General features: G+C 68.2%; 19 protein-coding genes. 5 read left to right on the top strand and 14 right to left on the bottom strand.

Annotated features, from left to right (window positions below):
* Positions 1 to 44: 44 nt before the first annotated feature.
* Positions 45 to 191: a hypothetical protein gene (locus HUA75_RS03575; RefSeq protein WP_174485527.1), complete on the top strand. Its 147-nt coding sequence runs from the start codon at positions 45 to 47 to the stop codon at positions 189 to 191.
* Between the two features lie 60 nt (positions 192 to 251).
* Here HUA75_RS03575 and HUA75_RS03570 read toward each other — a convergent pair whose 3' ends face one another.
* The 4 genes from HUA75_RS03570 to HUA75_RS03555 all read right to left on the bottom strand — a co-directional run bounded on the left by HUA75_RS03570 (position 252) and on the right by HUA75_RS03555 (position 4,649).
* Positions 252 to 1,550 carry an SEC-C metal-binding domain-containing protein gene (locus tag HUA75_RS03570; RefSeq protein WP_174485526.1) on the bottom strand — a complete coding sequence of 433 codons (1,299 nt, stop codon included), beginning with the start codon at positions 1,548 to 1,550 and terminating at the stop codon, positions 252 to 254.
* Between the two features lie 133 nt (positions 1,551 to 1,683).
* On the bottom strand, positions 1,684 to 2,442 hold the full coding sequence (locus tag HUA75_RS03565) for a hypothetical protein (protein WP_141645457.1): 759 nt from the start codon (positions 2,440 to 2,442) through the stop codon (positions 1,684 to 1,686).
* Positions 2,443 to 2,516: 74 nt separating this feature from the next.
* A complete protein-coding gene (locus HUA75_RS03560; protein ID WP_174485525.1) occupies positions 2,517 to 3,623 on the bottom strand; it encodes an oxidoreductase in 1,107 nt (368 codons plus the stop codon).
* 69 nt (positions 3,624 to 3,692) lie between these two features.
* Positions 3,693 to 4,649, bottom strand: coding sequence for a helix-turn-helix domain-containing protein (locus tag HUA75_RS03555; RefSeq protein WP_174461458.1), 957 nt, complete (start codon positions 4,647 to 4,649; stop codon positions 3,693 to 3,695).
* Between the two features lie 200 nt (positions 4,650 to 4,849).
* On the opposite strand from HUA75_RS03555, the gene HUA75_RS03550 reads away from it, so the two are divergent.
* From HUA75_RS03550 to HUA75_RS03535, 4 genes are all read left to right on the top strand, one after another.
* The gene (locus tag HUA75_RS03550; RefSeq protein ID WP_141649297.1) at positions 4,850 to 5,293 is read left to right on the top strand and encodes a hypothetical protein; all 444 of its coding nucleotides are present in this window, start codon (positions 4,850 to 4,852) and stop codon (positions 5,291 to 5,293) included.
* Between the two features lie 210 nt (positions 5,294 to 5,503).
* Positions 5,504 to 5,932 carry a hypothetical protein gene (locus tag HUA75_RS03545; RefSeq protein WP_371746048.1) on the top strand — a complete coding sequence of 143 codons (429 nt, stop codon included), beginning with the start codon at positions 5,504 to 5,506 and terminating at the stop codon, positions 5,930 to 5,932.
* Positions 5,933 to 6,188: 256 nt separating this feature from the next.
* Positions 6,189 to 7,112 (top strand): hypothetical protein, encoded by a 924-nt coding sequence (locus tag HUA75_RS03540; protein WP_141649300.1) that lies wholly within the window; start codon positions 6,189 to 6,191, stop codon positions 7,110 to 7,112.
* Between the two features lie 223 nt (positions 7,113 to 7,335).
* Positions 7,336 to 8,706, top strand: a complete 1,371-nt coding sequence (locus HUA75_RS03535; RefSeq protein WP_174485524.1) for a hypothetical protein — start codon at positions 7,336 to 7,338, stop codon at positions 8,704 to 8,706.
* Positions 8,707 to 8,759: 53 nt separating this feature from the next.
* Here the strand turns inward: HUA75_RS03535 and HUA75_RS03530 are convergent, their stop codons facing one another.
* The 10 genes from HUA75_RS03530 to HUA75_RS03485 form a co-directional block, all read right to left on the bottom strand.
* Complete coding sequence (locus tag HUA75_RS03530; RefSeq protein ID WP_174485523.1) at positions 8,760 to 9,956, bottom strand: hypothetical protein; 1,197 nt, start codon at positions 9,954 to 9,956, stop codon at positions 8,760 to 8,762.
* Positions 9,953 to 10,522, bottom strand: coding sequence for a cytochrome c (locus tag HUA75_RS03525; protein ID WP_174453171.1), 570 nt, complete (start codon positions 10,520 to 10,522; stop codon positions 9,953 to 9,955). Before HUA75_RS03525 ends, HUA75_RS03530 begins: the two co-directional genes overlap by 4 nt.
* On the bottom strand, positions 10,519 to 11,040 hold the full coding sequence (locus HUA75_RS03520; RefSeq protein WP_174485522.1) for a DUF3341 domain-containing protein: 522 nt from the start codon (positions 11,038 to 11,040) through the stop codon (positions 10,519 to 10,521). The genes HUA75_RS03525 and HUA75_RS03520 overlap by 4 nt, the downstream gene beginning before the upstream one ends.
* Positions 11,037 to 12,518 (bottom strand): NrfD/PsrC family molybdoenzyme membrane anchor subunit, encoded by a 1,482-nt coding sequence (gene nrfD / locus HUA75_RS03515; protein WP_174485521.1) that lies wholly within the window; start codon positions 12,516 to 12,518, stop codon positions 11,037 to 11,039. The genes HUA75_RS03520 and nrfD overlap by 4 nt, the downstream gene beginning before the upstream one ends.
* Complete coding sequence (locus HUA75_RS03510; RefSeq protein WP_174485520.1) at positions 12,515 to 15,496, bottom strand: TAT-variant-translocated molybdopterin oxidoreductase; 2,982 nt, start codon at positions 15,494 to 15,496, stop codon at positions 12,515 to 12,517. The genes nrfD and HUA75_RS03510 overlap by 4 nt, the downstream gene beginning before the upstream one ends.
* 12 nt (positions 15,497 to 15,508) lie before the next feature.
* A complete protein-coding gene (locus HUA75_RS03505) occupies positions 15,509 to 16,132 on the bottom strand; it encodes a cytochrome c3 family protein (protein ID WP_174485519.1) in 624 nt (207 codons plus the stop codon).
* On the bottom strand, positions 16,129 to 16,761 hold the full coding sequence (locus HUA75_RS03500) for a respiratory nitrate reductase subunit gamma (RefSeq protein WP_174485518.1): 633 nt from the start codon (positions 16,759 to 16,761) through the stop codon (positions 16,129 to 16,131). Before HUA75_RS03500 ends, HUA75_RS03505 begins: the two co-directional genes overlap by 4 nt.
* Positions 16,758 to 17,600: a c-type cytochrome gene (locus HUA75_RS03495; protein WP_174485517.1), complete on the bottom strand. Its 843-nt coding sequence runs from the start codon at positions 17,598 to 17,600 to the stop codon at positions 16,758 to 16,760. The genes HUA75_RS03500 and HUA75_RS03495 overlap by 4 nt, the downstream gene beginning before the upstream one ends.
* Before the next feature lie 457 nt (positions 17,601 to 18,057).
* Entirely contained in the window at positions 18,058 to 18,456 is a 399-nt protein-coding gene (locus HUA75_RS03490; protein WP_141648060.1) for a hypothetical protein, read from the bottom strand.
* A gap of 41 nt (positions 18,457 to 18,497) precedes the next feature.
* Complete coding sequence (locus HUA75_RS03485; protein ID WP_174485516.1) at positions 18,498 to 19,610, bottom strand: cytochrome-c peroxidase; 1,113 nt, start codon at positions 19,608 to 19,610, stop codon at positions 18,498 to 18,500.
* Positions 19,611 to 19,634 lie beyond the last annotated feature (24 nt).

Below are 19,634 nucleotides of genomic sequence, written 5' to 3'. Positions count from 1 at the left end.
AGCCACTCGCCGCCTCGACGTCATCACAAAGCCTGGAGTGGGTGGTGAGGCCCCGCAGTGGCAACCGCCGCCTCGACGTCGCGACGCCTGGGGTGGGCGGGCCCCTGCAGGTGTTGCCGCCGCCTCGACGTCACGAAGCCTGGGGCAAGCGCGTGAGTCCCAGCGGGGAGCTGCTCGTCGGCTCCACGTGATGAGGTTCGCAGACGGGCCCTGGCCCCAGGCCCGTCCCTTCCGGCGCGGAGCGCCACTCGTCATTCCGTAGGAGCGGCGCGCAGCTCCACGGGATGGGTCCGCAGCCATTCCTGGCAGCGGGCGATGCGCTCAGCGGAGGCGGGCAGCCCCATCTGAAGCAGGAGCTGTCGATAGGGCTCGAAGCTCTCCGGCGTCCAGGTGGTGAGCGCCTTGAGGTCCGCCAGCGCCACCATCTCCTCGGCGGAGCGCCCCGCCGCTTCCTGCCTCGCGGTGAGCAGCGCGGCAAGGGACATGCGCGCGGGCTCGGCCTCGAAGGCGATGGCGGCATCCGCGTACCAGCCACGCAGGGCCTCATCCACCGAGGCATCCTGGGCCTTCTCGCGCATGCGCCCCAGCATTCCCTTGAGGAACTCCTCGTCGAGCGCGCCCTTCACGCCCCGCAGGAGCGCCGTCACCGCCTCGCGGCGCACCGGGGGCGCTGAGTCCGAGGGCAGTCCCTTGAGGGCCTGCATTGGCTCCCAGAGGACACAGGTGAGCCACAGCTCCTCCTCGGGCGCGAACACGGGCGGCGTGGACGGCTCGCGCAGCTTCATCTCGACGCGGGTGGCGCGCTCCTTGGCTTCGCGAACGATGCGCTCGGCCAGGCCCGGGTCTTCCTTCACGTAGTCCACCAGCGCATCCACATCACCCTCGCGGGCCTGTTGGAGCGCCTTGCGAGCCTCTTCGGACAGCGAGGCCTCATCCATCCCGCTCGCCAGCGCTTCGTACTTCGCCATCCACTCCTTGTGGTGGGTGCTCCACTCGCGGAACTGGACGTCGAACACGAGGTCGAGGACGGGGTTGTCCTCCATGCGCGTCTTGCCCACCCGCTTCGACGCGGCGGCGAGCAGGCTGGCCGCGCGAAGGGCTCGCCGGTCCTCCGAGGAACGCCCCGGCTCTCCAGCGCGGCCGTGCAGCGTGGCCGTCAGCTTCTCCAGGAAGGACTTCGTGGCGAGGGCCTTCACCGTGCTCACCAACAGCTCCCGACGCGCGCTCGACGCGTCCAGGACCTCGTCCTCGGAGATGCGCGCGAGGGCCGCACCCACGTGCTTGTCGAAGGACTCGGCGTCGAAGCGCAGGCCGGGCACGGGGCCCCACTCGGCCAGCAGGCGGGCCACTCGGTCCAGCGCGGCGGACAGGTCGCCGACGTCCGGGTTCTTGAGCAGCTCCATCGCGGCGCGGAAGTCCTCTTCGAGCGGACTGGAAACATCGGCGGGAGGCGCGGCACGCGTGCGGTCCTCGGCGGCGTGGCAGGCCTTGTACTTCTTGCCACTGCCACAGGGACACGGGTCATTGCGGCCGGGCTTCTTCGTGCTCAAGGAAATGTGCCTCTCGGCTCGCGGGGGCGAGCGGTGGAATCCGCCGCGCACCGTAGCAGGAGGTGGACGGGTCGGGGCGAACAGGCAACTCCCCTCCCCGTCCAGTGGACGCTCGCGCGCCCGGTGCGTCCGCTCAGTAACTCGTGGCCTCATAGACCCGCTGGTCCGAGCAACCATGCGTGCTGGTGATGGTGACCCGTCCCAGCAGGTACGCCATCCCGGTCGGAGCGATGCCGCCGAAGGTCTCGATAGAGGCACAGCACGAGCCGGAGAACGGGCCTTCCATGCTGTAGTCCTCGTCATAGTAGCCCGGCCCCATGTCCAAGGCCGCCGCGTAGACATAGGTGTACAGCGTCTTGATGTTGGTCGCGTAAGGCGCCGGCTCCGTCCAGCGTCCCTTCGCGGTGACTTCACCCACCAACAGGTGAGGCGCGTTGTTGAAGAGGACGTCGGGCTCGAAGACGCCCCCGCAGAAATCGAGCCCGAAGCTCGCGGCGCGCCCCGGTGGGCTGGAGACCTTGGGCGGCACGACGGGAGGAGGCAGCGAGCCCCCTGGAGCAGAGGCCTCGCGGAGCTGGGCCTCCAGGGCATGGAGGCTCCGCGCGTTGGCTTCGAGCCGAGCCGCAGAGGACCGCGGGGCCTGCTTGAGCAGGGACTCCCGCTCGGCGCGAGTCTTCCGCAGCACGTACTCGAGGCCCTCGACGCCAAAGCCGACACGCTCATGGCCGCCGCCGACCCTCGGCCGCTCCCAGACGCCTCGCTCCACCTCCGTCCACTGAGCCTCTGCCGGAGCCGGCTGGACGGTGGCGTCCCGTGCCTCGTCGCCGGGTGCCCCACCACACGCGACCATCGAGACCACCACGGCTGAAGCCACCACGAATGCGCTTCTCATCCACGAACCTCCTCGGTGCATGTCCCACAGGATTGCAGGAGCAACTCACCTAACAGGTCCGTGTTGGCCCCCCATCAACTGGTCGTCAAATCACAACCATCGGAGAAGGCGCCTCGCTCTTCCGAGGTGAGGTCGAGCGTGCATGCGCGGCCGGTCCGAGACGACAGGACAGCCGCTTCCAGCACGGCGGCCACGGCCACCGCATCCAGGGGTGTCACCGGGTTGCGCCTGGTGCCTCGCACGGCGTCGCGAATGCCCGCATAGAACTGGCGGTAGTCCCCACGGGGCGTCGACGTCGTCCGGGTCTCGCTGGAGCCTCCGACGATGACGCGCCCAGGAGTAGCGTCCTCGCCCCAGTCCGACGCACCCGGAAGTTCGCCCGCGATGAGCCGGTCCGCCTGCGGGTCCATCCCGTACTTCAGCCAGGAGCCCCGGGTGCCATGCACCGCGAAGCGCGGCAGCCCTCCGGCGATGAGCATCGAGGCCTGGAGGACCACGTGTCGCTGGGGATACACAAGGGTCACCTGACACCAGTCATCCACGGCCGCGCCGTCCCGGTGGGCCGCGAGCATCCCCACCACGGTGTCGGGCAGACCGAACAGTTGAAGGACCTGGTCCACGAGGTGGGGCCCCAGGTCGAACCAGATGCCCGCCCCGGGGACGGGCTGCTCGCGCCAGCGCTGGCGGACCTCTGGACGGAACCGGTCGAACCGCGATTCGACATGGGTGACACGGCCCAGGGTGCCATCCGTGAGCAGGGCCTTCAGCGCGAGGAAGTCACTGTCCCATCGGCGGTTATGGAACACCGAGAGCACCCTGCCCCGCTCATGGGCGAGCGCGGAGAGGGCGCGCGCTTCCGCCAACGTAATGGTGAAGGGCTTGTCGACGACGACGTGCTTGCCGGCACGGAGCGCGGCTTCAGTGAGCGGAACATGGGTCTCGTTCGGCGTCGCCACCACGACCAGGTCCACGTCCGGGAGCGTGGCCGCATCGCGCGCGGACGGAATCACTGTCACATCCGGCAGGTCCGCATGGACGTCATCAGGACGGCTGGACGCCACCGTACGCAATGACAGTCCCTCCACGGTGCGCAGCAGCGGAGCGTGGAAGGACTTGCCCGCGAAGCCGTAGCCCAACAGGGCGACGCGGAGGGGGGCGGGAGGGGTGGCGGGCTCGCTCATGGGGACAAGGATTGAAGCACGCCGGATACCCGCCGCCCAGGAAGGAGCCTGCGCCTCTCTCGGCGGATGTCATGACCGCTGTCGGGCTTGTTCGTAGCGCCAGTCCCGGGGAGTCCTGCCATAGGCCTTCTTGAAGGCGCGGCCGAAGTGCGTGAGGTCCATGAAGCCCCAGCTGAAGGCGATGTCCGCGATGCTCCGCGCGTCCATCTCCGGGTCCTCGAGCGCCTTGCGGCAGCGAGCCAGTCGACGCGAGAGGACCCAGCGCATGAAGCTCTCACCGCTCTCCGCGAACAGCCCATGCAGGTAGCGCGTGGACATGCGGAAACGGGCGGCGACCGTCGCCGGGCTCAGCGATGGCTCCGCGAGGTGATGCTCGACATAGACACGCAGGGCGTGCCTCCGGGCCTCTCGCACGCTCGCGGCGTTTGTCTGGATATCGCGGCCCTGGGTGTTGAAGGCCAGCGCGAGGAGCTCCAGCAGGTTGTCCGAGACAGAGCCCGCGACGGGCTCGGCGACCTGCGTCTCCGCGAAGGCGCGCAGGTAGGCGGACACCAGGGCACCGACGCCCTCCCGGGTGTGGAGCACACTCCCGACCATCTCATCTGGGTGTGAGAGCCGTGGCCGCAGCGTGGCATAAGGCGCCACGATGACGATGCGGCGGTATTCCGCGTCGAACGAAAGCTCTCCTGGCCGAGTCCCGTCGAAGAGCTCCACGTCTCCTGGGTGGGAAATCCGCTCCTCACGCCCCTGGCGCAGTCGGCAGACCCCCGACACCTGCATGCAGAGGAAGTAGCACTCCCGGGGGGCACGGGAGATCTCCGTCTCCCCTCGATGAACACTCTGGGCCGAGGAATGGAGATAGGTCACCCCCAACGGCCCTGCTTCGTGGTGGTCGAGCCGCCCGAAGAAGGGACTGGACGTCTTCCGCTCCGTCCGCAGTCCCAGGAGCACCTTGCTCGCCATTTCCTGCCAGTACTCGTGTCGCTCCCGCTCGGAGACCGCGTCCGTGGAGAAGACTGTGCGCATGGGCCACCCCAGGTAAGGAGGCACACATTATCCGCCCGGTCCGACGGCCCCCTGCACTCCCGGCCGAATTCCTGTGCGCTGGTGGCCGAGCCCCCCTCCCCTCTCCCCCTCTATACATCCATCACACCGACGCCCATTTCGCTCGGTTCTTCCCAAGGAGAGTGTTTGTGAAAGCGTTCCTCGCGGTGTTTGTGCTTTCCATGTCCGTCGCGTCCCCTGCCCTGGCCCAGCAGGACGGTCCGTTCGCCAGCACCGCCGCCCTGGCGAGCTATTGGTCGACACAGAGCACCGGCGGCTCCCTGACCCAGATCTACGTCAATGGCACGCTGGCCTATCAGCGCTCCGGCTTCGGTCCGGCGTTCGTCAAGGAGTACTTCAACTGCGCCGATGGCTCCGGAATCAAGGCCTTCTGCAACAACATCTTCGACGGCTACCTGCGCACGAGTGACGCGATGGGGACGTTCAGCAGCGGGCTCACCGTCTACCTCGACGGCACGCTGATTCGCTCGGGAGACCCCTACTACAGCGCCCATCTCAAGACCTGCCTGGGCGACATGAGCTACTACGGCAGGGTGAAGTACTACATCGTCGAGAGCGTGAACGACGGCTTCGGCCCGCCCTATCCGGGCAACGACTGCTTCTGACCCACCGTCTCGATTCACGCTCCCGCACGACACAGCGCTTCAATCCTCGTCACCACCGCCGCCCGTTACCACGGGCGCGCGGCCCGACAGGCGGACACGCCGAAGTGCTCCCGCGCGCCCGCCTCGATGCCGCAGACGCCGTTCCCCCTGGTGTAGCCCTCATTTAGAGTGTCGCGCATGCGCGGACACGGAAGATGGACAGGCACATCAGTGATTGCGGCGACGATGTGGCTCGCTTGCAGCGTGGCGATGAGCGGCTGCGGCAAAGGCAAGGAACGCGCGGCGCTCGCCACGAAGTTGGAGCAGCGCATCCAGGCCGCCTCGGCGACGGGGGGCGATGTCCTCCTGACGGAGGTGACGGACTTCGACTGGGACACCTTCCACATCTTTACGCCCTACGTGGGCGCGGAAGAGGTCCGGAAGTGGCTCGGCATTGATTGGTCCGGCGCCAGGGACGTCCCTGAAATGGAGTGCCTGCTCGTCTTCGTGAAGGGAGGCGAGGTGGTCATGGACCTCGACTTCTCCCGGACGAAGGGCGACTTCTCATCCATCAGGAAGTCTCGCTTCACACGGGAGGAGGCGCGGTTCACCGCGCCCAAGGACGGCAAGGCCCTCACCCACGCGTCCGATTCCCCCTGAATGGGCCCGCGTTGGTTGGCCAGTGCTCGCCTCTGACCCAAAGCCCCCACCAGCCGGTTCCAGTGGGTCTTGGTCAACCCCGCTGAAATCAGGGGTCAGGCCGGCAACTCAGCCGAGGCGACTTCTTCCCTGACACAGGGGGATTTAACAAGCCTCCAAAGGGGCGCACCGGCATCAAAAAGGCCGACGTTTCGCGGCAAATCCTCCCATGTCGCCAACGCTTGACTTTCCATGGAGAGAATTGTTCTATTTTCAAGTGCTAAATCAAACCACTGAGTATCAATCCTGTATCCAGAGTTCGGAGAAGGTGTCCTGGCGTCTTGATGAGCTGTTGCCCAAAGACACCGTCCTGGATTTCAGCCGTCGGTTCCTCTCGGATGAGCTGACGGGCGCGGAGTCCATTCCCTTCCTGAACGCCGAGGAGCGGCTGCTGCTGAATCACATCCGCTCCAACAGCTATGCGCACCTGTTCCTGTTCCTGGAGGAGTACGCGGTGGCCCTGGCCTCGCAGCGCGCCGGGCTGGAGTTGCACGGGAACGCGACACACATGCGCGCGCTCCTGCGCTTCACAGAGGAAGAGCTGAAGCACCAGCAACTCTTCGCGCGCTTCACCAGCGCGTTCGCCCGGGGGTTCAAGGTCGTCCCCGCCCTGCTCGACAACCACGTCGAAGTGGCGCGGGCCATCATGGCGAAGTCGAACCTGGGGGTGCTCATCTTCAACCTGCACCTGGAGTTGATGACGCAGCAGCACTATCTGGAGACGGTCCGGGGAAACAAGACCGAGACGTTGGATCCGCTGTTCTGCAACCTGCTCAAGCACCACTGGCTCGAAGAGGCGCAGCACACCCGGCTGGACTTCCTGGAGGCGCAGAAGATCCTCGCCCGGGAGCCCGACACCCTGGACGCGGCCCTCACGGAGTACGCAGAGCTGCTCCAGGCCCTGCGGGGGACGTTGAACGCCCAGCTCGCGTTGGATCTCCAGACGCTTGAGAAGGTGGTGGGGCGCGCGTTCACCCCGGAGGAACACCAGCACCTGGCCGAGTCCCAGGAGCGTTCATATGTCTGGGGGTTCATCGGAATGGGGATGAAGGCGCCACTCTTCCTCTCACGACTGCGCGCGCTCTCCCCCATGGCCGAGCAGCGCGTCCTGGAGCTGGCGCCGACGTACTACTGTGATTGAGGTGGGCTTCGGGACCACCGCCTCACCGTGACGGTCCGGACGCTGACGGGGAGCCCATGAGCCGCACGCCGAGCCGGCGCAGAAGCCTTTCATCTCCAGCAGACACACGCCTGCCCGGCCCAGTCCAAACCGGGTGTGCGCTCCTTCCTCGGCGCCTCCACCGTCGCGCGACCACGCGATCACCATTTGCCGCCACGCCAGATTCGGCAATACTTTTCCGACCATGCTCCAACGGCCCTGGCCCCTTGAGCTCACCGCGCGGCAGCTGATCCGCGATGAGGTCCCCGTCGAGTCGCGTCTGTCCGTGGTGGGGCTCGTTCGACTCGACGAAGTCCTGGCTGGCCGCATGGCTCGCGGCATCAAGAGGGAAGTCGCCGAGTCCTGGATCGACATCCATCGCGGCTGGCTCAACGAGCGTTTCGGGTCCGAGGACCTGGTGCCCGCCTTCACTCGGTGTTCTCGGCTACGGGACATCTCTGAGCTGCGCCTCGACTGCGACTGGCTCGGTGTCACGGGGGTAGCCGAGGTGCTTGCGTCACCGCTCCTGCATCACCTGGACGAACTCGAGCTGGCCGCCGGGCTCCACACGGTCGAGGCATACGAGCCGCTGGCTCGGCGCAAGATGACCCACTTGCGCCGCTTCGGCCTCGCGATGCCCGACGCCCAGGATGGTGACATCCCCGTGGGTGATGATCTGGCCGACCTCCTCGCGGCTGCCGGTCTCGAGCGTCTGGAGAGCCTCACGCTCCCCCGCGTCGGCATCGGCCCGGCGGGGCTCAGTCGTCTGTTCGACCTGCCCGCGTTGGCCTGGTTGGACCTCGCACGTTCCGAGATCGGCGAAGAGGGCTGCCACGCCCTGGCCCGGGCCTCGAGCCTGTCTCGCCTTCGAGGGCTCGATCTCGAGGGCTGTCTCGGCTTCGACGATGCCGGCGACTCGGCCTTGCCTGGCCCCGGCTTCTCGGCGCTCATCACGTCGCCGCGCCTGGCCGTCGCGCATCTCGATCTGGGCGACGTCCCGGGAGCCGCCGCGGTGGTCGCCGGCTCGGCACGCATGACGACCGTCGAGCACCTCGTTCTCTGGGCAGTCGAGGATGACGAGCTCGCGTCCCTCATCGCGTCTCCCTACCTGACCGCTCTGCGCCACCTGCACCTACGGAGCTGCCATCTTTCGAGCACGACCCTCACCGGGTTTGGACGGTCTCCGCTTCTCGCCGCACTCGAGTCTCTGACCCTGAGCAACGATCTCACGGCGTCGCAGCAAGGTCTCGTCGGTCGGCGCCTGCCGCGCCTGCGCGAGCTCCGGCTGGAGGTCAACCACACGACCGCGGACAGCCTCGGCCGCGCCGACTTGCCCAACCTCACCGAGCTACACCTCGACTTCGACGCAACGGTCATGAGTCAGGATGAGGAGGTCGCGGGAACCGATCTGGATGCTGTCATCGCCGCGCTCGTGAGCGCGAAGGGCATGCCGCGTCTGACAGGGGTCGTCACGTCACCTGTTTCGCCCGAACACATGGACAGGCTCGTCGGCCGCTTCGGTACGGGATTCCGGACCAAGGGGTACTCGCTGACTGGCTCGGCCCAGGAGCGTTGAATCGCGACCCGAAGGGGTCAGCAACCACGGACTTGATTCTCTCGGGTCGTGCGTCAGGTGTGGTGGTGCAGGCTCTCCACCAGGTACGGGTCTCCCACCGGCAACATCGGCGACGTCCTCACCGCCCGAGTCACCGCCAGCGTGAACAGCGCCCCCACCCCCACCAACCCCGCCAGCTCATACACCCCCACCGTCAGCCCCTCCGGCTGGTGCGCGGGCGCCACCATCAACTGCAAATCCAACCAGCGCCCCACCAGCAGCACTCCCGCCACTCGTAGCAAGTGCGTCGGGTTCATCTTCGCGGGACGCGGCAACAACAACACGAACGGCAGCGCCCAGTTCAACACCACATTCACATAGAACGGCACCTCCCATCCGCCGTGCATCCGCGCGATGAAGTAGACCGTCTCCTCCGGAATGTTCGCGTACCAGATGAGCATGAACTGCGAGAACCACAGGTACGCCCACAGCGTGGCGAAGCCGAACATCAGCTTGCCCAGGTCATGCAGATGACTGGAGTTGAGCCGAGGTAGCGCCCCCGCCCGGTGCAGCAACACCGCCACCACGGTGATTGCACACACGCTGGAGCTCAAGAGCCCCGCCACGTTGTAGAGCGCGTAGATGGTGCTGAACCAGTGCGGCTCCAGGCTCATCAACCAGTCGAACGCCGCCAGACAGAAAGTCAGCGAGAACAGCACCAGGAACACCGCCGACACCGTCACGTTCTTCCGGGTCAACGGCTCGCCATGCTCCACATCCTGTCGCAGCGAGTTGCGCCGCAACATCCACGTGAAGCCCACCCACACCGCCAACATCACCCCCATCCGAATCGCGAAGAAGGGAACGTTGAGGAAGGCCGCCTTCTCATGCAGCAGGTGGTCCGTCTCCATCACTCCTGGCTTCGCCCACGGATACAGCTTCGTGACGAACGGCAGCAGCGCCAGCATCGTCACCGCGCCCCAGGGCACGTAGGAAGCGAACGCCTCGGGAATGCGCTTGAAGACGGTGAACCACCCCGCGTTCGCCACGTACATCAGCGCGAGGAACACCGCGCCGCCCAACCCCAGGCACAGGAAGTAGAAGCCGCTGGTGAGCAGACTCGACAGCGCGCGCTCCGGAGCCTGCACCAGCCCCAGCACGAGCACTCCCAGCCCCGCCCCCGCCGCCACCTGCGCCGCGCGGTGGAAGACGGGCGAGACCGCGAAGCCACCCCGCGACTCGGTAGCGACTGCATCGATAGGGGCGCTCATGGCGTCTCCTTGCGCGCCGTGCGCGCGGGGTTCTGGAGCGTGCGGAGGTAGTGGACCAGCTTCCACCGGTCCTCCGGCGCCACCTGCGAGCCGTGGGCCGGCATCAATCCCTGCCCATGGGTGATGATGTGGAAGATGCGTCCATCGGGAAGTCCCACCGCGTGCTCCGCCAGCAACGAGGGCGGCATTGGGAAGCGCGCCGTCACCGGACCATCCCCCAACCCTCCGGCCCCATGGCATGGCGAGCAGTAGCGCAGGAACGCCGTCTGGCCGCGCGCCACCACCTCGGGCGACGAAGGATACGGATTGCGCAGCTCGCTCCCGGCCCGCTCGGCCGCGTCAGGTCCGGCGAGCAGGTGCAACGGGAGGTGGCCTCGCGGCACGGTGCCCTTCGCCGGAGTCAGCAGCGTCTTGCCGTCCCCCGTGTTCGGGTTGGGCGCGAAGCTGTCGTACGGCACCGAGGCCACCATGTCCGGCGCGTACTCGAAGTTCGGCCGTGTCTCGTCCTGCTCACAGCCACCGACGGCCAGCCCCAGCGCCGCCAGTCCCACCCAGGTCTTCCTCACGGCGCCACCTCCCTCAAGTCCGTGGCCACCGCGCCATGCCGGCGCAGCAGGTCCTCGGCCGCCTCCAGCGACTCCGGGGACTGGCGCGGCGCGATGACAATGGCGAACCGGTCATCCGTCACCCTGGGCAATGTCTGGCGCTTGTTCCCGGGAAACAGCCGGGCCCTCACCAGGAACGCCGCCACCGTGCTCAGCGCGGCGAACAACACCGTCAGCTCGAACGTCACGGGGATAAAGGCCGGGAACGAGTTGAACGGCTTGCCTCCCACGTTGAGCGGCCAGCTCACCACGCTGGTGTAGAGCTGGAGTGACAAGGCAAGCGTGCAGCCCAGGAGCCCCGCGCCAAAGCACACCCAGGTGAGCCGACTGGGCCGGAGCCCCATCGCGTCATCCAGACCGTGCACCGCGTAGGGCGTGTACACGTCGCGCAAATCATGGCCCGCCTCGCGCACCGCGCGGGTGGCATCCAGGACCTGCGCCTCATGCTCGAAATAGCCGATGAGGACCGGGGCGCTCATACGGGGACGTCCTTCCGGGTGGCGATGGCCAGCGGCGGGTTGAGTCGGGGCGACGCGGGCTCCGGCGACACGTCCCTCGCGGGGGCATGCGTCGGGGGATGCGCCTCGGCGTGCTCGTGAGGGCTCCTGGCGAAGCCCAGGACACTCTTCACCTCGCCGATGGAGATGATGGGCAGCACGCGCACGAACAACAGGAACAGGGTGAAGAAGAGGCCGAACGTCCCGATGAAGGTCCCCACCTCCACCATCGTCGGCGTGTACATGGACCAACTGCTGGGCAGGAAGTCGCGGTGCAGGCTGGTGACAATGATGACGAACCGCTCGAACCACATGCCCACGTTGATGACCAACGACAGCGCGAAGATGGCCGCGGGCGACGTGCGAATCTTCTTGAACCAGAACAGGTGCGGCGACACCACGTTGCACGTCACCATGATCCAATACGCCCACGCGTAGGGGCCGAACGCGCGGTTCATGAACGCGAAGCGCTCGTACGGATTGCCCGAATACCAGGCGATGAAGAACTCCGTCGCATACGCCAGCGAGACGAGGCCACCGGTGACGATGATGACCTTCGTCATGTTCTCCAGGTGGCGCAGCGTAATCAGGTGCTCGTAGCCCAGCACCACGCGGGTGATGATCATCAGCGTCAGCACCATCGCGAAGCCGCTGAACACCGCTCCTGCCACGAAGTACGGCGGGAAGATGGTGGTGTGCCAGCCGGGAATCACCGACGTGGCGAAGTCCATCGAGACGATGGTGTGCACGCTGAGCACCAGCGGCGTCGCCAGCCCCGCGAGCAGCAGGTACACCGTCTCGTAGCGGCTCCACGTCCGGTGCGAGCCCGTCCACCCCAGCGACAGCACCTTGAAGACGGCCTTCTTCACGCCCGCCTTCAACCTGTCACGCACCGTGGCCAGGTCCGGAATCAGGCCCACGTACCAGAACACCGCCGACACGGTGAAGTACGTGGAGATGGCGAACACGTCCCACAACAGCGGCGAGCGGAAGTTCACCCAGAGGCTGCCGCGCGTATTCGGGTAGGGCAGCACCCAGAAGGCCAGCCACGGCCGGCCCATGTGGATGACGGGGAAGAGCGCCGCGCACATGACGGCGAACAGCGTCATCGCCTCCGCCGCGCGGTTGATGCTGGTGCGCCATTTCTGCCGGAAGAGGAAGAGGATGGCGGAGATGAGCGTGCCCGCGTGGCCAATGCCCACCCAGAACACGAAGTTGGTGATGTCGAACGCCCAGCCGATGGTCTTGTTCAACCCCCACACGCCAATGCCGGTGCCCACCTGGTACGCGACGATTCCCGCGCCCGTGCCCAGCACGGACACCGCTGTCGCGAACGCCGCCCACCACTTCCACGTGGGCGCGCGCTCCATGGGGGCGCAGATCTCCTCGGTGAGCTGGCCCAGGGTGCGCGGCTCGGTCACCAGCGGCACGCGCAGCGGGGACAGGTGCTGTTGGCTCATGTTCCGCTTCCCGACCCGGTGTTCCGGATCTTCGTGAGGTAGGTGATGGACGGCCCGATGTTCAGCTCCTCCAGCAGTCGGAACGCGCGCCCGTCCTTCGCCAGCTTCGCTACTCGGCTGTTCGGGTCATTCACGTCCCCGAAGTGGATGGCCTTCGCGGGGCAGCTCTGCTGACAGGCCGTCTGGATGTCGCCGTCCTTCAGGGCCCGGCCCTCGCGAACAGCCTCCGCCTTGCCCTCCTGGACGCGCTGCACGCAGAGCGAGCACTTCTCCATGACGCCCCGGCTGCGCACCACCACGTCCGGGTTGAGCACCATCCGCTCCAGCGGCTCGTCGTGCGGATAGTCGAACCAGTTGAAGCGGCGGACCTTGGTGGGGCAGTTGTTCGCGCAGTAGCGCGTGCCCACGCAGCGGTTGTAGACCTGCTGGTTGAGCCCCTCGCTGGAGTGCACCGTCGCGAGCACCGGGCACACCGTCTCGCACGGCGCGTTCTCGCAGTGCTGGCACATCATCGGCTGATGCACCACCTGGGGGTTCGCCTCGTCGCCCTGGTAGTACCGGTCGATGCGCATCCAGTGCATCTCGCGCTGCCGCAGCACCTCGTCGCGGCCCACGCTGGGGATGTTGTTCTCCGCCTGGCACGACACCACGCACGCCGAGCAGCCCGTGCACGCACTCAGGTCCACCGTCAGCGCCCACCGGTGGCCCTTGTACTCATGGCCGGACCAGATGGAGAGCGGATGGGCGCCGTTGCCACCATGCCCGCCGTGCTCCTCGTTGCCCGCGCGCGGATTCGCCAGGAACGCGGCCAGCTCCGCCTCGCGCACGTGCGGCCGTCCCTCCAGGCTCGAGTGGGTCTGCGTGAGCGCCAGCTTCTGCCGCTCCCCCGTCCCCACCACCGTCGCCCCCGGCACCGAGCGCCGCACGCGCCCGTCCACCACCGCCGCCAGCGGGAAGACATTCGTGCCCACGCCGTCGCCGATGCGCCCCGCTCGCGTCCGGCCGTAGCCCACCGCGATGCCGAGCGCGGACGGGTGCGTCCCCGCTTGCACCAGCACGGGCAGGGACAGCGACTCGCCGCCCACGCGCACCTGCACCACGTCGCCGTCGCGCAGGCCCAGCTCCTTCGCCCGTGAGGGCGCGATGAGCGCGGGGTTGCCCCAGGTCGCCTTGGTGATGGGGTCCGGAACCTCGTGGAGCCAGGCGTTGTTCGCGAGCGCTCCGTCGCGCAGCGCCACCGAGGGGAACAGCACCAGCTCCCACTCCACGGACGGACGGGCCACCGAGGCCAGCACCTTCGGTAGCGCATCCTCGAGGAAGGACAGCGGCACCATCGGTGCCTGGGGAAGGGTTACGACACCTCGGCGGACCGCGTCGTCCCAGAAGGCACCGAAGGACGGCCCCGCCTGCGTGACGTGCGGGAAGACCTCCACCTCCCAACGAGCCCGCAGGAAGTCATGATGGGACACGGGGGCGTCCGCCCACTTCAACAGCGACTCCACGGCGTCCCGGGTGTCATGCAGCGGTGCCACCGCGGGCTGGCGCAGGGAGAGCACACCTCGACGAGGCTCCGCGTCACCCCACGACTCCAGCGGCGTGGAGGCCGGGGCATGCAGCTTCGTCAGGAGCGCCGTCTCATCCAGCCGGTCATTGAGCGCCACGGTGAGCGGCACGCTCTTCAACAGCGCGCCTAAGGCGTCTCCTCGTGGGTCCGCATGCGCGGGATTGACGCCGAGGAAGAGCACCGCGCCCACGCTCCCCGCGCCCAGCTCGGTCAACAGCTCGCCGTAGGACAGGGCCTGCTCGTCCAGCGCCACGCCCTCCGTCGGCAGCACCGTGGTGCCTTCATTGCCGAGCAACACGTTCGCCGTCGCAGCCAGCACCTGCGACGCCACCTCGTCACCGCCGCACACCACCAGCGACTCCGTGCGGTGCGACCACAGGGCGGCGACAAGCTCGTCCAGCGCGGCTTCCTCCAGTCGCGAGGCCGGCAGTTCCTTCAAACCCGGGACGGAACGCCCCGCCTTCACCGCGAGCCGGCGAACCACGTCGCCCAGGACGAGCGTCACCTCGGAGGGTGCCACCACGAAACGACGGTCGGCGGCAGCTCCGGTGAGCGTCATCACCGGCTCAATCTGGTAGTGCCGCGCCATCGACCTTCGCCCGGCCGCGTCGCGCGCCTCGGTGTACTGGCGCGTGAAGGCCACCGGCGACACCCACGTGCCCAGGAAGTCGGCGCCGAAGCTGGCGATGACCCGTGCCCGGTCGAAGCGATAGTCGGGCACCACGCGCGCGCCGTGCGTGAGGCGCCAGGCATCACCTATCGCGGCCAGCTCACCCAGCGGCTCGTACCGCACCGTGCGTGCCAGCGGGTGCGCGGCCAGGAAGTGCTTCACTCCCGCCTCGGCGGTGGGCCCCATCACCCACGGCAGCACCAGCCGGATGGACTTGCCCTCCTCGGCCGCCTTGCGCAGCCCGGTCTTCACCTCCGTATCGAGGTCCTTCCACGACACGCGATTGCAGGCGCGCGAAGGAAACCGCGCGCGGCTCGCGTCATAGAGCGAGAGCACGGACGCCTGCCCCACCGCGCACACACCTCCGCGCGACACGGGGTGCTCGTCATTGCCCTCCACCTTGATAGGACGACCGTCGCGCGTCTTCAGCAGCAGACCGCAGCGCGCGGAGCAGCCCTCGCAGGTGGACGCGTACCAGAGCGCCGTGCCCGGCATGACTTCGTCCGGCCGGGACACGTAGGGGATGAGCTTCTGCACCGGCGCGCGCTGACAGGCCACCATGGCCGCGGCGGCGCTCAGGCCCATCATCTTGAAGAAGTCGCGGCGGCTGCTCGCGTCCGGTGGCGTGGCCGCGACGCCCACCGGGAGTTCCTCGGGGAACTCGTCGCGCTTCTGCTCGAGCCACGCGGCGTCGGTGGCCTGTTCGGCCAGGCTCTGCCAGTACTTGGGAAGGGTGTCGGACATGGCGAGAGGTCCTCAGCGGTGGCAGCCCGAGCAATCCGAGGGCGGCCGGAGGATGCGGGGGGATTTGGACGGCTCGGGAAGAGGCGTGCCGGAAGACAGGGCCAGCAACTCACCCGCGCGCGGTGCGGACGGCGTTGGCGCGGTCAGCGACTCCGTCGACGTCTTGCGGTGACAGTCCAGGCACCAGCCCATGGTCATGGGCTCCACTTGCTCCACGCGCACCATCTCCTGGACCTGGCCGTGGCACGTCTGGCACTTCAGCCCCGCGGTGACGTGGCTCGCATGGTTGAAGAAGGCGTGGTCCGGCAGGCGGTGGACCCGCACCCACTCGATGGGCGCATTCGCCGCCTCCGCCGCCGCCACCTTCTGGATCTCCGGCGAGTCCTTCTTCACCTGCGTGTGGCAGTTCATGCACACGCTGGCGGAAGGCACTCCCGCGTGACGACTGCGCTCCGCGCCCACGTGACAGTACTGACAGTCCAGCTCGTACTGGCCCGCGTGGACGGCATGGGAGAAGGCCACCGGCTGCGCGGGCATGTGGCCCTGCTGGTTGTTCACCGGGCCACTGCATCCCCCAAGGCTCAACGCCGCGAGCGCACCGGCGGAGCCCAGGGCACGGAAGGAGACGCGGCTCATGGCGTCTCCTCGCGAGGCGTGGCGAGCAGCCCAGGCTCGACTGGCTCGGGAGCGCGCGCCGGTGCCGTCACCCGACTCATCCGGAAGAAGGGCGCCAGCGCCAACAGGCCAAAACCCGTGAGCAGGTGGACCTGGAAGACGAGCGGCGCGGCGCGAATCAGCGTCGAGTCTGGCTGGAAGGCCAGCACCGAGCGCAGGTACGGCACCACCACGTGGACGTACCAGGCGGAGCCCCAGCGCAGCGACACCGCGACGTACACGCCCGTGAGCACCTGGGCGAACACCAGCCCCAGGGCGACCGCCGCGCCCCACTGTCCCTCACGCGCCCGGCGCAGCGTCAGGGAGAACAAGCCCCAGCCCAGCAGCAGCGCGCCGATCAGGCTCACCGACTCCAGCGCGAACAGCCGCGATGGCGAGGCGTTGAAGGCCTGCATCGCGCGAGGCGCGGCGAGGCCCAGCAGGTGGTTGAACGCGACGATGGCGGCGCCCGCGAGCACGGCGCGACCGGCGGGAGTCCAGGGAGAACCCGGCGCGGGCGTCTCACGCAGCGTCAGCTTGCGGATGATGCCCGCGAGCGCGATGCCCGCCGCAGCGTACGGGACGAAGGAGAAGAGGAGGGCGGCGCTCACGAGTGACCTCGCGCGAACGGCGTGGTGAAGACCACCCCGATGAAGCCCAGCGCCGCGACCAGCCCGACGACGCCCAGGTAGAAGAAGTCGCGGTCCGCGCGCGGACGGCTGCCGTCACGAGAGGCGTCCGCGAGGTAGGCCTTGAGGACGTATTGCTCCTCCTCGACGAGCGGCGCCTTCGCATACAGCGCGCCCATCATCGGCCCCTCCAGCTTCGCGAGCGCGGGCCGCATTCCCTTCTCGCCCATGCGCGCGAAGGCGAAGGTGAGGTTGGGGCCCAGCGTGCCGCCACCCGCGATGCCCAGGCCACGCACGTCATGGCAGCCGATGCAGGCGGCGCCTCCGTGAGTCAGTGGCTCGGTGCCGTCGAAGAGACGACGGCCCCGCGCGATTTCCTCGGGCGTGGCATCCGTGCCCATCTTCTCCGCGGGCGAGGGCTTGCAGCCGCCCGTCCCCTTCTGTGTGCACTCGCGGAAGAAGGCGAAGAGGCTGGCACGCTCCGCGTCGGACAACGACTGGTCCGGCATGCGCACGCCGTTGAACTTCGCGAGCAGCTCGCCCGCGACGGGGTCTCCCGCGTCGATGAGCGCGCCCGGGCTTTTGATGAAACGGGTGAGCCAGGCTTCGTCGCGACGCTCCAGCACCCCGTGCAGGTCCGGACCAATCCGGTCGCCCTCGCCCACCGAGTGGCAGGTCGCGCACCGCTGGATGAAGAGCTGCGCGCCCTGTCCCGAGGCCTGCGCCAGCGCGGACGGCGCGGCCAGCATGGCCAGGAGCGGAATGATGGGGACGAGCGTTCGCTCCTGACGCGGCCATCCTCCCAGCACACGTGTCCGCATTGCTGCGTGCCCCTCCTCACGGGGAAGCCGAGCCCATTGCTCGGCACACGCGGCATCAGTGCAACCAGGAGGCCAGGGGGCTCATCGGCTCAGGGCCGCACGGAGCACCGGAAATCGTGAGAAGGGAGCGCAGCATTTGCGCCACTTGACGCGAGCGGACGCACCGTTTGCCAGGGCACGAACGGACTCGGGCTCCGAGCCACGCCTCCAAGGCGGCGACCTACCGGGCCGGTGCGCATGCCCCGGCAACGAGCAGCTCCCACCTCGACAGGGTGCGCGCATCCCAATCGAGGCCTCGTCCGCGCCACGAGAGGTCGGCAGGGCTCGCTCGCACCTCCGTGCAGGGAGGGCCGACGAGCAGCCCTGCTCACGGCTGGGAGCGGTGCACGCCCTCCAGCGGAATCGAGCAACAAAGAGCCGCGCGGGGAGCGAGTTGCTCCACCCGCGCGGCACGGGCTCACATCGCGGTGGTGGTGAACACGCCGCGGCCGATGGCCATGATGCCACCGATGATGAACACGAAGGCGAGCCCCACGCCCACCAGCGGCAGCGCATAGCCGGGCTGCGGACGGCGGCGGTTGACCGAGAGGAGCACCTGCGCGACGACGGCGGCCAGCACCATCATCACGATGTGGCCAATGAGCGCCGGGTAATAGAAGCGCGTCACCAGCACGAGGATGCCGAGCAACACCTGGAGGTGCAGCAGCCCCGCGAAGGAAGCGCCGAGGATGCGTCCGCCCTTGTCGAACGGACGCTTCGTGGCGAACCCGAAGGCGAAGTAGGCGATGGCCAGCACGCCCGCGAGCAGCACCAGATAGCGAAGCCCTGAGTGGGCGTAGAAGAACATTCGGTCCATGGGGCTCGCGGTTTAGCAACGCACGGGGTGGGAAGCACGTTTCAAGACGGATCTGCCTCGGGCGTCTTCTTCGTGCTGGGGGGAAGCGGCGGCGCGGCGATGCGCTCTCGGGGCGGCAGCGCCCCCGTGAGGCTCGTGAGGAAGGCCACCAGGTCCTCCACCTCCCCGTCCGTCAGCGTCCGCGCCAGCTGGTGCTTCGCCATCAGTCGCACCATCGTCGGCAGGTCCTTCACGCTGCCGTCATGCAGGTACGGTCCCGTCCGCTCGACGTCACGCAGCGTGGGCACCCGGAACTTGCCCCGGTCATCCTCGTTCTTGGTCGCGTCGAACCGGCCCGCGTCCGTCAGGCCCGGGTAGTCCTCCAGCAGCCCCAGCTTCTGGAACGACAGGCCCCCCACCGCCGGGCCGTTGTGGCACGTGGTGCAGCCCGTGACGACAAAGAGCTGGAGGCCGCGCAGCTCCGGTTCGGTCAGCGCGGCATGTTCGCCCGCGAGGAAGCGGTCGAAGCGCGAGGTCGTGGTGAGCCCCCGCTCGAAGGCGGCGATGGCGCGCGCGGCGTTCGTCAGTGACACCGGCCGCTTCTCCCCGGGAAACGCGTCGCGGAAGCGCGTGACGTACTCGGGAATGGACGACAGCGTGGCCACCACGCGCCGCTCGTCCGGCATGGCCATCTCCACCGGGTTCAGGATGGGGCCGGACGCCTGCGCCTCCAGCGTGTCCGCCCGCCCATCCCAGAACTGCGCGATGTGGCCCGCCGCGTTGTAGACGGTGGGCGAGTTGCGCGTGCCCTTCTGCCCTTTGTGCCCGTCCGACAGCGCCTTGTTGTCCACGCCGTAGGTGTCCAGGCCGTGGCACGTGTTGCAGGAGACGTCGTGGTTCTTCGACAGGCGCGGCTCGAAGAAGAGCATGCGGCCCAGCATCACCTGCGCCTCGGTGTCCTTGGGCGCGGGCTTCGCATCCTTCGCCGGAGGAAGCGGGCGGAAGAAGTGCGCGAGCTGCTCGGGCGTCATCGGCTTGGGGCCCTTCGGCTTCGGAGCGGCCTGCGCCACCACCGGCACGGGCGCTGCGACCTCCTGCTTCCGCTCGCACGCCGTCAGCCCACCCGCGCCGAGCGAGGTCAACGTGAGCAGCGTCAGGAACCGATTGCGCGACATGAGGCACTCCAGGGGCGTGGACAG

It is taken from the genome of Myxococcus sp. CA040A (genome assembly GCF_013336725.1).
GTDB lineage: Bacteria > Myxococcota > Myxococcia > Myxococcales > Myxococcaceae > Myxococcus > Myxococcus llanfairpwllgwyngyllgogerychwyrndrobwllllantysiliogogogochensis.
Note: the sequence above shows the minus strand (reverse complement) of the source record. Positions and strands in the feature narration are given on the sequence as shown.

Excerpts from the sequence above, each read along its gene's own strand:
- HUA75_RS03530 (WP_174485523.1), bottom strand. The coding sequence starts at position 9,956 with ATGAGCGCCCCTATCGATGCAGTCGCTACCGAGTCGCGGGGTGGCTTC.
- HUA75_RS03560 (WP_174485525.1), bottom strand. The coding sequence starts at position 3,623 with ATGAGCGAGCCCGCCACCCCTCCCGCCCCCCTCCGCGTCGCCCTGTTG.
- HUA75_RS03555 (WP_174461458.1), bottom strand. The coding sequence starts at position 4,649 with ATGCGCACAGTCTTCTCCACGGACGCGGTCTCCGAGCGGGAGCGACAC.
- HUA75_RS03535 (WP_174485524.1), top strand. The coding sequence starts at position 7,336 with ATGCTCCAACGGCCCTGGCCCCTTGAGCTCACCGCGCGGCAGCTGATC.
- HUA75_RS03490 (WP_141648060.1), bottom strand. The coding sequence starts at position 18,456 with ATGGACCGAATGTTCTTCTACGCCCACTCAGGGCTTCGCTATCTGGTG.
- HUA75_RS03510 (WP_174485520.1), bottom strand. The coding sequence starts at position 15,496 with ATGTCCGACACCCTTCCCAAGTACTGGCAGAGCCTGGCCGAACAGGCC.
- HUA75_RS03550 (WP_141649297.1), top strand. The coding sequence starts at position 4,850 with ATGTCCGTCGCGTCCCCTGCCCTGGCCCAGCAGGACGGTCCGTTCGCC.
- nrfD (WP_174485521.1), bottom strand. The coding sequence starts at position 12,518 with ATGAGCCAACAGCACCTGTCCCCGCTGCGCGTGCCGCTGGTGACCGAG.
- HUA75_RS03495 (WP_174485517.1), bottom strand. The coding sequence starts at position 17,600 with ATGCGGACACGTGTGCTGGGAGGATGGCCGCGTCAGGAGCGAACGCTC.
- HUA75_RS03520 (WP_174485522.1), bottom strand. The coding sequence starts at position 11,040 with ATGAGCGCCCCGGTCCTCATCGGCTATTTCGAGCATGAGGCGCAGGTC.
- HUA75_RS03565 (WP_141645457.1), bottom strand. The coding sequence starts at position 2,442 with ATGAGAAGCGCATTCGTGGTGGCTTCAGCCGTGGTGGTCTCGATGGTC.
- HUA75_RS03485 (WP_174485516.1), bottom strand. The coding sequence starts at position 19,610 with ATGTCGCGCAATCGGTTCCTGACGCTGCTCACGTTGACCTCGCTCGGC.
- HUA75_RS03505 (WP_174485519.1), bottom strand. The coding sequence starts at position 16,132 with ATGAGCCGCGTCTCCTTCCGTGCCCTGGGCTCCGCCGGTGCGCTCGCG.